14 protein-coding genes are annotated in these 12909 nt (G+C 41.6%); 13 read left to right on the top strand and 1 reads right to left on the bottom strand.

Annotated elements, in window-relative coordinates; translation table 11 throughout:
• Positions 1-80: 80 nt before the first annotated feature.
• The 9 genes from LBN07_00120 (at position 81) to purB (ending at position 7174) form a co-directional block, all read left to right on the top strand.
• Positions 81-563 (top strand): hypothetical protein, encoded by a 483-nt coding sequence (locus tag LBN07_00120; protein MDR0849878.1) that lies wholly within the window; start codon positions 81-83, stop codon positions 561-563.
• A gap of 23 nt (positions 564-586) precedes the next feature.
• Positions 587-820, top strand: coding sequence for a helix-turn-helix transcriptional regulator (locus LBN07_00115; protein ID MDR0849877.1), 234 nt, complete (start codon positions 587-589; stop codon positions 818-820).
• Between the two features lie 512 nt (positions 821-1332).
• Positions 1333-3216, top strand: coding sequence for an ABC transporter ATP-binding protein/permease (locus LBN07_00110; GenBank protein MDR0849876.1), 1884 nt, complete (start codon positions 1333-1335; stop codon positions 3214-3216).
• A 97-nt stretch (positions 3217-3313) separates the two neighbouring features.
• The gene (locus LBN07_00105; protein ID MDR0849875.1) at positions 3314-3592 is read left to right on the top strand and encodes a hypothetical protein; all 279 of its coding nucleotides are present in this window, start codon (positions 3314-3316) and stop codon (positions 3590-3592) included.
• A 136-nt stretch (positions 3593-3728) separates the two neighbouring features.
• Entirely contained in the window at positions 3729-4130 is a 402-nt protein-coding gene (locus LBN07_00100; GenBank protein MDR0849874.1) for a Mini-ribonuclease 3, read from the top strand.
• On the top strand, positions 4127-4855 hold the full coding sequence (rlmB, locus tag LBN07_00095) for a 23S rRNA (guanosine(2251)-2'-O)-methyltransferase RlmB (protein MDR0849873.1): 729 nt from the start codon (positions 4127-4129) through the stop codon (positions 4853-4855). Before LBN07_00100 ends, rlmB begins: the two co-directional genes overlap by 4 nt.
• On the top strand, positions 4852-5445 hold the full coding sequence (locus LBN07_00090; GenBank protein ID MDR0849872.1) for a sigma-70 family RNA polymerase sigma factor: 594 nt from the start codon (positions 4852-4854) through the stop codon (positions 5443-5445). The genes rlmB and LBN07_00090 overlap by 4 nt, the downstream gene beginning before the upstream one ends.
• A gap of 17 nt (positions 5446-5462) precedes the next feature.
• Positions 5463-5696 (top strand): hypothetical protein, encoded by a 234-nt coding sequence (locus tag LBN07_00085; protein MDR0849871.1) that lies wholly within the window; start codon positions 5463-5465, stop codon positions 5694-5696.
• A 77-nt stretch (positions 5697-5773) separates the two neighbouring features.
• Complete coding sequence (purB, locus tag LBN07_00080; protein MDR0849870.1) at positions 5774-7174, top strand: adenylosuccinate lyase; 1401 nt, start codon at positions 5774-5776, stop codon at positions 7172-7174.
• Positions 7175-7221: 47 nt separating this feature from the next.
• On the opposite strand, the gene LBN07_00075 is transcribed toward purB, so the two are convergent.
• Complete coding sequence (locus tag LBN07_00075; protein ID MDR0849869.1) at positions 7222-7809, bottom strand: hypothetical protein; 588 nt, start codon at positions 7807-7809, stop codon at positions 7222-7224.
• Positions 7810-8239: 430 nt separating this feature from the next.
• Here LBN07_00075 and LBN07_00070 point away from each other — a divergent pair, with 430 nt between their 5' ends.
• The 4 genes from LBN07_00070 (at position 8240) to LBN07_00055 (ending at position 12853) form a co-directional block, all read left to right on the top strand.
• Positions 8240-8986 carry a hypothetical protein gene (locus LBN07_00070; GenBank protein MDR0849868.1) on the top strand — a complete coding sequence of 249 codons (747 nt, stop codon included), beginning with the start codon at positions 8240-8242 and terminating at the stop codon, positions 8984-8986.
• 318 nt (positions 8987-9304) lie between these two features.
• Complete coding sequence (locus LBN07_00065) at positions 9305-10723, top strand: hypothetical protein (GenBank protein ID MDR0849867.1); 1419 nt, start codon at positions 9305-9307, stop codon at positions 10721-10723.
• Positions 10716-12539: a translational GTPase TypA gene (gene typA / locus LBN07_00060; GenBank protein ID MDR0849866.1), complete on the top strand. Its 1824-nt coding sequence runs from the start codon at positions 10716-10718 to the stop codon at positions 12537-12539. Before LBN07_00065 ends, typA begins: the two co-directional genes overlap by 8 nt.
• On the top strand, positions 12539-12853 hold the full coding sequence (locus LBN07_00055) for a hypothetical protein (protein MDR0849865.1): 315 nt from the start codon (positions 12539-12541) through the stop codon (positions 12851-12853). Before typA ends, LBN07_00055 begins: the two co-directional genes overlap by 1 nt.
• Positions 12854-12909 lie beyond the last annotated feature (56 nt).

The raw sequence follows: 12909 nt of genomic DNA, 5'->3' as shown, positions 1-12909 counted from the left end.
TAACAAAATGTAAAAAATAGTTGACATAATGTAAAATATATTGTACTATATGCATATAATATCAAGGGAGGTATTAGATTATGTCATTTAAAAGTAAAAAGATTATTACGGAGCTGGTTGCGGGGCTGGGAATGCTGGCAGGCTATTTGATTTATTCGTTGAGTTCATCAGCTCCCGGCGTAGAGGACCTGAAAGGCTGGGCGATACTTATTTTAATTGCGCTGGGCATTGGTATTGGTGTATGCATTGTTGTAGAAATCGCTTTTCATGTGGTTGTGCATATTAGGGTTAATATACGAGAGAGGGGCAAAGACAAAAAAGAGATTGAACGGATTGTGAAATCTGAAATGTCTGAGGATGAGATGGACAAAAGCATTGATAATAAATCTAACAGAATGGGCTATGGAATTACCGGACTCGGCATTATTGTGGCCTTGATTGTTCTTGCCTGCGGTGTTGGGCCCGTTATAGCTTTACATGTTATTCTGGGAGCGTGCTTTTTAAGTGCGGTGTGTCAGGGAATTTTTGCTGTTGTTTGTTATGAAAAAGGCGTAGGGAAGTAACAGATATGGCAAAGAATATTGTTATCATAAACAACATAAGAAAGCTGCGCTTTCTGGCTCATGAAATGACACAGCAGCAGCTTGCTGACCTGACGGGTGTTTCGCGTCAGACAATACTAGCGGTGGAGGCGGGCAAATATACTCCTTCGCTGGAGCTTGCTTTTAATATTGCTTTGGCCTTAGGCACAACCATTGAAAAGGTTTTTATTGCTGAGGATAGAGGTGTCAGCCCGCATGCGGTTGATTGCGGCAATTGAAGTGTAGAGCAGAGAGTACTTATCAAAAGTTTGATGAAGATACTTTCAAAATATTTAAGTATAGAGGGGGGGGCTTAAAATAAAAAAACGATGCCGTGCTGATTGACAAAGATGAATGGTATTTTTGGACCGAAAAAACCAAGGGTGTTTTTATTCCTGTTTGCACTCCAAGGTGGACACCTGAGCAGGGAGAAAGTAAAGAGTAAAAGTGGTATGTATCACAGCACATAAAAGGAGAACATGGTTGTTTTTTTGGTATCTAAATATTGAGCAGCAAATATATGCCGCTTTAGAGTAATAAAAGGAAAAAGGCGGGGATTTTTATGGTATATTTTTCAAATACCCGTTGACGGCGGCGGAGAGTTGAGGTATAATGAAATTGTTCTGATGGCCCCGCTTTTTTTGTTTTTTAGAGGATAAATCAAGGGCGTGGACATATTGTGAATAAGACCCATGTTTTTGTGGGCGTGTTTGGTCTTTTTAAGAAGCATTTAGCACAAAAGGAGGAGCGTATGAAACGCAAGGACGGGGACGCAGAAAAAATTGTAAAAGAACTGCCGAAGCCGTATGTCGTAAAAGAAGACTTGCAGAACATTAAACTTAAGGATAAGTTTAGTGTTTTTAAGTACGCCAAACTTACTAAGGGAGCTTTGATTGCCTACATTATTATTATGGTTCTTACAAACGTTGTGGCGCTTGCGCGTGCTGCGTTGTTTGCGATATTTTTGGAACAAATAACTCTTCTTAATTTTGAAATAGCTATGTGGTATTTTGTTGGGGTTGTGGGTGCAAATTTTGCCGCAGATATTATGAGTTATTTTAGTGACTGGTTGCTTGCAATATTCACCAGGAGAATGGTTGGAACGGCAAGGAAGGATGTGTTCAATCTTGTTTTGCAGAAGAGTTCGAGAGCCTTTCAGGAAAACTCAACCGGAAGATTTATTTCACGTATGGGCAGTGAGCAGCAGACTGCAATAGATCAGTTTATAACTATATCGACACAGGGCACATATCTGCTATATGACATAATGATTGTGGCGTATATGTGTATGCTAAATATTTGGATAGGACTTGCGTGTCTTGTTATTACTTCAATTGTGGCCGTTGTGAGATTCTTTATGGCAAAGAGACGAAAGAAGCTTCAGCGCTCGCTTAAAAAATCGAGAGATATTCTGGCAAGTGCTCAGACCGAAACAGTTAAGGGTGAAAGAGATATAAAGACGCTCAATATAGATGAAGAGGTACGTTGTGTGGTTGTGCCAAAAATCAACACAATGCAAAACCGCACATACAAGCGTATGAGATGGACAGCCACTTCAGGTTTGATTACAAACTTTTTGATTGACATAGGTCTGCTTTCGGTTATTTTGCTTGCGATATTCCTCACGAAGGATTATGGAATGTCAGTGGGAGTGCTGCTGTTTATTGTGATTAATGAATCCATTTTCTGGTCGATAAGCAACCGTATAAATATGCTCGGTGAAGCGTCGACGGATTATAAAACTTCGACCGAACGAATAAATGAATTGTATGATGAAATGATTTTTCCTGACGAAAAGTTTGGGGATGCGGATGCTATAATAGGTGAACCCAGCATAGAATTTAAGGACGTAGGCTTTAGCTATAAGACTATTGCCGAGCGCATAAATGACGAGCTTTATGATGATGACGGAAATGCTATAAAAAGGGAACGTGCAACTACGAGGGATATCAACATAACACCTGTTTTGAGTGAATGTAGTTTTAAGGTTGAGCCTTATCAGACCATTGGTATTGTGGGCAAGAGCGGCGGCGGAAAAACGACTATACTCAACCTGATTGCAAAGCTTTATGAGGCTGATGAGGGGCAGGTATTGCTTGGCGGAATTGACATTAAGACCATGACAAAGGACAGTCTGCGAAAAAATATCGCACTTGTAAATCAAAGCTCGTATATCTTTGACGCAACCATTAAACAAAACCTAGCAATGGTCAAACCCGACGCTGTCGAGAATGAGATGCTTGAAGCTTTGAAATCGGCAAGTTTTCTTGACTATGTAAACACTCTGCCAAAGCGGCTTGAAACTAAAGTGGGTGAGGGCGGAGTTATGCTGAGCGGAGGTCAGAGACAAAGGCTTAGTATAGCCAGAGCATTTTTGAAGGGCAGCAAATATATTTTGTTTGATGAGAGCACAAGCAGCCTAGACAACCTTTCGCAAAATGATATAAAGGAAAGCATAAAGATGTTGTCGGGCAAGCACACTATTATTGTTGTGGCGCACAGGCTTTCTACAGTTAAGACTTGTGACCTGATATATTTTGTAAATGGCGGCAGGGTAGTGGCTAAAGGTAAGTTTGAAGAGCTGCTTGAAACCAATCAGGAATTCAAAGAGTTTTTTATGGCGGATACGTTTTGATTAGGGCGGGGCTTATGGCCCTGCTTTTTTATTTAATATGCTTGACAAAATCGACGGGGGGGGGGTATAATATGATATATACAAAGGAGGAGGGAATATGTTAGAAGTTATACTTGTTGTGATGCTTGTTTATATTATTATGTATGCGCCGTATGTAAAAAAGACACTTGAGCAGTTATCTGAAAAACAAAAGACAGTGGTGGGGACTATGACCGGGCAATGGAACGCACGTCCTAAGAATGCCGGCAATCAGCGCACACCCGAGCAGCAGCTTGCGGCAATGCAAAAGTCATTTAAGGCCTATTTGATTTCATTCTGTATTTTGTTGCCTATCTACATCGCTTGTATTATTCTGTTGTATCCATATCTTTTTTGAGCATAAACAATTTGTCATTTGGCGAGGCGAGAGTCTCGCTTTTTCATTCAAATTAATTACATAAACACATGGGCGGATTAAATAGCGGTCAGCGCAAAGCATTTGCTTTGCGCCGGCTCTTGTGCTACAATAGGGCATGGACATATTTTTGAAAAAGACGCTTGAAGAAAGGGATGCTTTTATGCTGAACCCGCAAAGCCTGGCCTTTGTGGGGGACGCAGTTTATGGTTTGTTTATAAAATCATGTGTGTTTATAGGCTCTACCGCCAAAAGCGGAAGCCTTCACAAGCAAAGTGTGCTTAAGGTTAAGGCTACCGCTCAGAGTGAGGTTCTTGATAAGCTTGAAGGATTTTTGACCGAACGTGAACAGGATTTGGTCAGGCGTGCGCGCAACACCAAAGTTAACGCCCCCAGCAAAAAGGCGAGTTTGAGTGAATATATGAAATCAACGGCCTATGAAGCGTTGCTCGGGTATTTGTTTGTGAGTGGCCAAAGCGAGCGACTTAAAGAGATTTTGAGGTTGGGAGAAAAAGAATGATTATAGAGGGCAAAAATAGTGTTTATGAAGCTCTTTTGGCGGGGACTACCTTTAATAAGCTTGTAGTGCAGGTGGGCCATCATGATGAGCTTGGCGAAAATATAATAACCGAAGCCAAGGAGCGCGGGATACGAATTTCGTTTTCTGACAAAAAGCTGCTGGACAGGTTGAGTGAAAGCGGGCGGCATCAGGGCTTTGTGGCCGAGGTCACCGAGTTTGTATACAGCGAAGTGAGTGATATGAAAAAGCTTGCCTCAGATTTGGGCGAGCAGCCTTTTGTTGTGATTCTTGACGGCATTGAGGACCCTCATAATCTGGGAAGTATTATAAGAACCTGTGAATGCGCGGGTGTGCATGGGATAGTTATCCCAAAGCAACGCTCGGCTCTTGTAAATTCTACGGTTTTAAAGGTGAGCGCCGGAGCGGCCTCGCACATGAAAATTGCAAAGGTTACAAATATTCACACCGAGATAGAGCATCTTAAAAAAGACGGCTTCTGGGTTTATGCTGCCGCTATGAACGGTGAAGTTATATATAAGACAAACTGTGTGGGGCCTATTGCGATAGTAATTGGAAACGAAGGCAAGGGTGTAAGTACGCTCACCCGAAAGCTTTGCGACGGATTAATTAGCTTGCCGCAGTTTGGCAAGATAAATTCGCTTAACGCAGGCAGTGCTGCAAGTGCGATAGTTTATGAAATTGTCAGACAAAGGAATTTTAAATGATGGAAATTTTGGAGGAGCTTGCGCTTATAAAAAAAGGGGACGAGGCGGCTATGGAACGCCTTTTAAGCTTTTGTAAGCCTTTGGTAAATTCAATTGCCCGCAAATATTTTTTGGTGGGTGCCGGCACTGATGATATTGTGCAGGAAGGAATGATAGGGCTTTATAAGGCGATAACGACATACAAACAAGGTGAGGCGGCAAGCTTTAAGACTTACGCTTCTGTTTGCGTACGCCGTCAGATTGTTTCAGCAATCAGAAGTGCCGCCAACAACAAAAATCTGCCGCTTAACACTTATTTTTCAATCAACAATCAGGGCATGATTGTGGTGTCCAGTGCCGAAGAAGAGGGCGATGAAGAAAAGGGTATATATATAAGCTCAACAAGTCTTTCACCTGAAGAGAGTTTGATTGGCGAAGAAGCAATAGCTGAGGTTTATAATAAAATTAACAAACTTTTGAGTGGTTTTGAAAAGAAAGTAATAGAGCTCTATATTGACGGACTTAATTATGTTGAAATTGCTAAACGCCTTCATAAGGACCCTAAAAGTATAGACAATGCGCTGGGGCGTATAAAAACCAAGCTTAGATAATAATCAGATTTATTTTTATGGCGTTGATTTATTTGCTTAATCACACAACATGGAGCAGTAAACAGATAAATCTTGTTTGTTTGGTTTCATATCCTATTTATGTTTTACAGTGTCCGGCCCGTATAGTATTGTGGTATTATCCGATAAATCCGTGGTTTGTCGAAGCCTTGTTTATAGCATTGTGGACTGCGGCTGTATTTATTAAGTATATGATAAAGAAAAGCCTGAAACGGCCGGCTATCATAATTTAAAACGGAAAACTTTGTGTTGACACCGCCGCCTTTTCATAATATAATAAATTATAAAGAAATAAGGCAGGTTAACTATTATGACAAATGAAATTTATGCGTTGTCTCCGCTGGATGGAAGATACTCCAAAATCAGAGATGCGCTGTCTCCTTATTTTTCAGAGGCGGCTCTCATTAAAGCGCGCGTAAAGGTGGAAGTCAGCTGGCTTAAATTTTTGATTAGTAAAAACATAATTGACCCCAAAATCATTGGGGAAGGGGTTAATCTGAATGAAGCCCGCGGGGTTATAGAATGTATTAACAACTTTGACGAGCGGGATTTTTATAGAATTAAGAAAATAGAAAAGAAAACCAACCACGATGTGAAGGCAGTTGAGCTTTTTGTTGCTGAAAAGCTTGACAATTTGGGGTATGGAAACCTTAAAAGCTATGTTCATATCGGGTGCACTTCGGAGGATATAAACAATCTGGCATATGGAATGACAATGAGGGATGGGCTCAATGAGGTTTGGCTGCCGGCAGCTGAGGAACTGCTTTTGAAGGTTTTGGGAAAAGCTGTTAATCATGCGGATTTACCTATGCTTGCTCACACTCACGGTCAGCCGGCAACACCTACAACGGTGGGCAAGGAATTTCTGGTTTTTGCAGCCAGAATGAAACGTTGCATGGATGAAGTCAAAAACGTAAAGATGCTTGGAAAGTTTAACGGTGCAACGGGGAACTATAGTGCTATGAACTTTGCTTTTTCGAAAAGTGATTGGCCCAAGCTTAATCGTGAGTTTGTTGAAAGTTTGGGTATGACGTTTAATCCGGTGACTACACAAATAGAAAGCCATGATTATATGAGCAGTCTGTTTGATGCTATGAAGCGTTTTAATAATGTGGTGCTTGATCTTGATAATGACATGTGGATGTATATTTCGATGGACTATCTCAAACAGATACCGGTGGCGGGTGAAGTGGGAAGCAGCACTATGCCGCACAAGGTTAATCCTATTAACTTTGAAAACAGCAAAGCTAATCTCGAGCTTAGCAACGGTATACTTTCAACACTCTCAGATGCCCTGCAGGTGTCAAGAATGCAGCGCGACTTGTCGGATTCGTCATCTCAGCGTAATATCGGTATGGGTTTTGGATATTCATTACAGGCTATACTTGAGACTCAAAAGGGTCTTGGCAAGATTGCAGTCAATGGAGAAAAGCTTCATGAAGATTTGGAAAATCATTGGGAAATAACAGCTGAACCGATACAGACAATGCTTAGAAAATACGGAGACCCTGATGCATATAACAAGCTGAAAGAAATGACCAGAGGCAGAAAGACGACAGAGGAAGATATTTTGAACTTTGTCGGAACACTTGAAGAAGGTTATGATATCAGTCCGGAGGATATAGAGGCATTGAGAGGAGTCAGCCCGTACAATTATGTTGGGCTTGCCGGCGAAATTGTAAGAGACCATTCTGATTTGAATAAGATATAAAAGAAACCGCCGTAAGGCGGCTTTTTTTGTTAGTTAATCATATGGAATTAAACTTGATTAATTGGAATTTGAACTTCGCCTTGTTTTGCTCCGCAAAGAGCGCAGGTTTTAAATGCAGTTTTGCCGCGTTTCATATATCCGCACATATTGCATCTCCAAGGAGTTTCTTTGGGGTTTTCATAAAGCTTGCCGGTTTTAAAGCCCTCGTAAAGCTGGTTTAAAATCAAGTAATGTGTATTTTCTACCTCGGCAATCAGCTTAAACTTTTCGGCAATGTCAGCGAAACCCTCGTCTTCTGCCACCTTAGCGAAAGTCGGATAGATGCTGGTATTTTCTGATTTTTCATATTCGCTGGCAAACTTTAGCTGCTCTTCGATGGAGCCGTTTTTAAACGGATATCCGGTGTTTATATTTACATTGGCTATCTTTCCGCCACCGTGTGAGGTGATTAGGTCCCATAATACCTGAGCGTGACCCATTTCGTCTTTGGCAATAGTTCGCAGAATAGTTTGCAAATAGCTATAACCCTGAACCATAGCCATTTTGCCCAAGAATTGATATCTGGCCCCTTCCATACATTCGGCGGCAAAAGCTCTTGCCAGATTTTCGCAGGTTTTGGTTTTTTCAAATTCCATATAATCCTCCATTTTGTGTCGCAGCCCTTTTTTATGAAATGACAATGTATATTTTAAAGGTGCGCCTGATATTTAATGATTGCCCGAGATATAAAATTTATACAACCAAAGCAAAACACTTGACTAAAAACCGATATTTAAACTAAAATAGATATAAAGGTGTGTTGTGCACCTGTCACTTCACTAGGCTTTTGGCTGCGACATGTGTTATGGAATTATTCGTTTCAAAAATTTTACAGCAACAAGCAGTTAATGAAAGTGTAAAATTTTATGTGCACTCATAATTTCATAACACATTGCAGCACATATAAAGAGAGAATAGAGGCAGGCTTTTATGTATCTTAGGTGTCTGCAGAATTGTTCAGTGACAGGTTTACATCACACTAGAGAAGTGAAGAAAAGTGGTGATTGTTTTTTAAAAGGAGCATAGATGCTAAAAATTACACAAACGCAGCGCAGATATCGTGTTTTTGACAAAAAGACGGTAAAGCGTCTTATAGGAGTAATAAAAAACCTCTCTACCTATACGGTGGAGGGCCCGTCTAGGTCTAAGATAATAGATGTTTATTATGACAGTGAAAAGAAAATTTTGGCCGAAAACAACCTTATTCTGCGAAAACGCATATATGGCGCCAAAAGCGAAATAAAGCTTAAGCGCAGTGTTGTGTCGCCCGAGTTTATATACGCGGACACTCTACGAAAGCATGAGCGTGAGCAGAAAGTGGCTACAAAAGACCCACTTTCAAAGCACTACTTTTTTTTGAATAATGCACTCAATTCAATGTATACCAACGCCCTTAAGTTTGACCCTGACAAGTTGTTTGAGCAGATGAAAGTGGCGCTCACCATTGATATACCAAGAGAAACATATAAAGTATTTGGGCCGGGCGGGTTTAAGGCCGAACTTAACGGCGAAATATTTAAGGTCAAAAATTATCAAACCAACCGAAAGAACACCACCGAGTTTTTGCAGATAAGGCTCATTTCGGGAGAGACCACTTTACAATATTATGAGGACTTTATAAAGCGAATAGAAAAGTATTGCAAGGAGATATTATACACTACCGACAGCAGGTATCAAATTGCGGTAAATGTCACCAAGCCGCTGCCGACCAAAGAAGAGCTTGCAAAGATGAAGCTTGAAAAACAGAAAGAACAAATCGAAGGAGATTTTTAGCAGGGCTGTAGCCCTGCTTTTTATGTGTATTTTTTGTTGCCTGTGATAAGTACAAACATAAAAACAGCAATTTACATCCTTATAGTGAAGGAAAGAAGAGGGGATTTTGATTTTTTAGTTGATAATAATCGGGTTTTGCGATATAATTATTTATTAATGACAGTTGGTGCCAAAAGCTTCAATTTGTTCGTTTAAACAATTTTGCAAAACCAAGAATGGAGTGGGATTACACAGGAATACTCCCTCATTGGGGTTTTGACCACTGCGTGGTCTGCGTAATTGTTTTGTGGTGGAAAGGGATGGTAAAAAAGGAGAAGCATGCTGAAAAGAGTAGCGGTCAGTTTAATATTATTCTTGACGGTTTGTCTCTTTTTTGGTTGCGTAAATATTGACACCAGCGTTAAGCTTATGTCGAACGGCCAGGTTGTTCAGCGGGTGGACATAGTCTTTGATAAAGCTTATGTTCAGGCGGCCGGGTTTAATGACCTTAATTTGTTTATGGGCAAGGTTGAAACTGTTGTAAATATTTTTTTGCAGCAGAAGGAAAATGCTTATAGTTCTGAATTGGGTCAGCGGCTTATGAACGGCACGATTTCATTAAGTGACTTGGAAATTTTATCGGACGCGGGCATAGCTACTGTAGCAAGAATTACAAACGGTATAAGGGTAGAAAAGGCGTTTGGGAATGTGAATGCTTTTATGTATTATAACTACCGCACCATTTTTGACCCCAGAGGGCATTTGGTGGATGTTCCGTTTGAGCGAACTCAGAATATGACAACGGATGAGCAATTATTTATTGTAAACTATATTGAAAAGTGCTATACTCTATATCACGGGCAGGAGCAGCTGATGGCGGATATACTCAGCGCTGTAAATTCTGAGCTGGGAACAGCATTTGCCACGACAGAAGCTAATTTGACTTTTACGTTTATTACGCCTTTTAGAAGGCTTCACTCAGACGGTCAGGTCAATCAGGATGGCGATTATTATGTTCACACATGGAATGTCAACAACCCTAATAATACAATAACCATCAGCAGAACGGTGGCGAATTCGGGTATGTGGTATGTTATAGCGCTTTTGGCTGTATTGTTTAGCACGGTTTTTGCAGCACTTATATATTTGGCTTTAGACAAGACGCGTAAAAGGAAGGTTGACCCGAGAGAGCTTGCCGATATGCTGGACCAAATTAACAAGGGTATTCCGCCGCCAAGCACGGGCACAACACAGGGAATTCATATGGCCGATATAATTAAGGCCGCCAAAGAAAATGACAGCGTGCATAAAGAAGATGTTCACGCGGAACCTGAAATTGGTGTCCCGGATGAGCCGTCTGCGCCCGATCCGGATTGGAGAAATTCACCCACTGAACCGCCCTCAGATGAGCCCGAAACCGGTTCTGACAGCTTGCAGGAAAACCACGCCTCTCAATCACAGCCTCAAAACTCCGCCGCAAACGGTCTGTTTGCTTTTAATGTTTCGCAGTTTTTAAGAGAAGTGAGCGGAGGCAAAGAACAGGAAGCCGCTGACAATTCTCAAAAAGAAAATACTGCAAATGAGCTTGAAGATAAAGAGGCCGAAATTGAGAAACCTGCTGAGCAGGAAAAACAGTCTGACGAAGAGGAAGAACCTGATACACCGCCTTTAAGTCCATTAGAGCTTGAAAATATGCTCAAAGAAATCAACAGCCCCCAAAACCGAATTAAAAAAGAGAAGGATGACAAAAATGACTAACGATAGAATAAGAAATATAGCAATAATTGCCCACGTAGACCACGGCAAAACCTCGCTGCTTAATGAGATGCTCAAACAAAGCGGAGCCTTTAAGCAGCATCAGGAAGTTGTGGATAGGGTTATGGACAGTAACGCCCTTGAACGTGAGAGAGGGATAACAATTCTGGCCAAAAACACTTCACTGAACTATGCTAATTATAAAATCAATGTAGTTGATACTCCCGGGCACGCCGACTTCGGCGGCGAGGTTGAACGCGTTTTGAAGATGGCCGAAGGGGTGCTTCTGGTGGTGGATGCCTATGAAGGGCCCATGCCTCAAACGAGATTTGTTTTGCAAAAAGCACTAGAACTTAACCTTAAAGTTATTGTGGTGGTAAACAAAATTGACAGGCCCGACGCCCGAATAAATGAAGTGGTGGATGAAGTTCTGGAGCTTTTGATAGACTTGGATGCAACAAATGATCAGCTTAACAGCCCTATAGTTTATGCTTCGGCAAGGCTGGGTATCGCGACGACAGACAAAGCAAAAAAGGGCACTGACATGAAGCCGCTTTTGGATGAGATTGTCAAGCATATCCCTTCGCCTACAGGCGATCTGAAAGAGCCTCTTCAGGTTTTGGTGAGTAACACCGAAATTAATGAATATGTCGGAAAGATTGCGGTGGGCAAAATAAACCGCGGCACTGTGAGCCTTAATCAGCCTATTATTATCTGCAACCACGAGAATAAAGAACGTAATATCAAAGCTAAAATATCATCAATTCTTCAGTTTGACGGACTTAATAGAATTCAGGTGCAGCAGGCAGTTGCCGGTGACATTGTATGTCTTGCGGGCAGCGAAGAGGTTAAAATCGGTGACACTATTTGCGCGATTGACGCGCCCGAAGCACTGCCGTTTTCAAAGATAAGCGAGCCCAGCGTGGAGATGACCTTTTTGGTTAATGACAGTCCGTTTTCGGGCAAAGAAGGCAAGTATGTGACCAGCAGGCATATAAGAGACAGGCTTTATAGGGAGGCGGCAAAAGATTTGTCGCTTAAAGTCAGCGACGGGTCTACTACTGAATCTTTTTACGTACGCGGCCGAGGTGAGATGCATCTGTCTATCCTTATTGAGAATATGCGAAGAGACGGCTATGAATTTCAGGTCAGCATGCCAAGGGTTTTATATAAAGAAATTGACGGCGTAAAATGTGAGCCGGTTGACCGATTGATTTTGGATGTTCCTGAGGATGCTGTGGGTGTGGTTATGAGTAAAATGGGTGTGCGGCGCGGTGATCTTCTTCACATGAGCCCGCACGGCCACGGCAGAATGAGAATGGAGTTTTTAATTCCGTCGCGAGGGCTTTTTGGATATAAAAGTGAATTTATGACCGACACCAAGGGTGAAGGAATAATAAATTATATCGCAGCGGGCTATGAGCCTTTTAGGGGCGAGATTGAAAGGCGCAACTTTGGAGCGCTTGTAGCGTTTGAAACAGGAACTGCTGTTCAGTATGGACTGTATAACGCACAGGAGAGGGGAACATTGTTTACTGTTGCGGGTGAAGAAGTCTATATGGGCCAAGTGGTTGGCACAAACAGCAGGCAGGACGACTTGGTTGTAAACGTGTGTAAGAAAAAGCAGCTTACAAACATGCGCAGTAGCGCAAGCGATGAAGCGCTGAGGCTTACTCCCGCCAAGATACTTAGTCTTGAAGAGGCGATAGAATTTATCGGAGACGATGAATATCTGGAGGTTACGCCAAAGAGTATAAGAATAAGAAAGATGATTTTGGAGCACACTGCTCGTGGACGAGAGAAAATGAGGAAAGCGTAATGAATAAAAAAGACACAGAAAAAGAGAGATTGCGAAAAGAACGTGAGCGGCATCTGATTGACAACAAACTGCTGTTCAAAATATATGCCGTGAGATTTTTGCTTATAATGGCATTTGCTGTTCCTGTTGCGATTGTTATTGACTTTATTATAGAGGCATATACCGGTCTTGAATCTTGGGCGTATATTATAATAGACTTGGGAATTTTACTGTTGTCTTGTTTAATCGGTCTTATTATATACAATAAAATTGACGAGCGTAGGGCACTTAAGCCCAAATCAAAAGAAGACGAACGTGACCCATTTTCTGATTAAGATGAGTGCAGAAGTGTGTTCACAATTTCATAAATCACACTGCCGCTGAAAGATAA

It is taken from the genome of Christensenellaceae bacterium, assembly GCA_031260975.1.
Classification (GTDB): domain Bacteria; phylum Bacillota; class Clostridia; order Christensenellales; family UBA1242; genus JAISKJ01.
The sequence above is the reverse complement of the archived record's forward strand: the minus strand, read 5'-3'. Positions and strand labels throughout refer to the sequence as shown.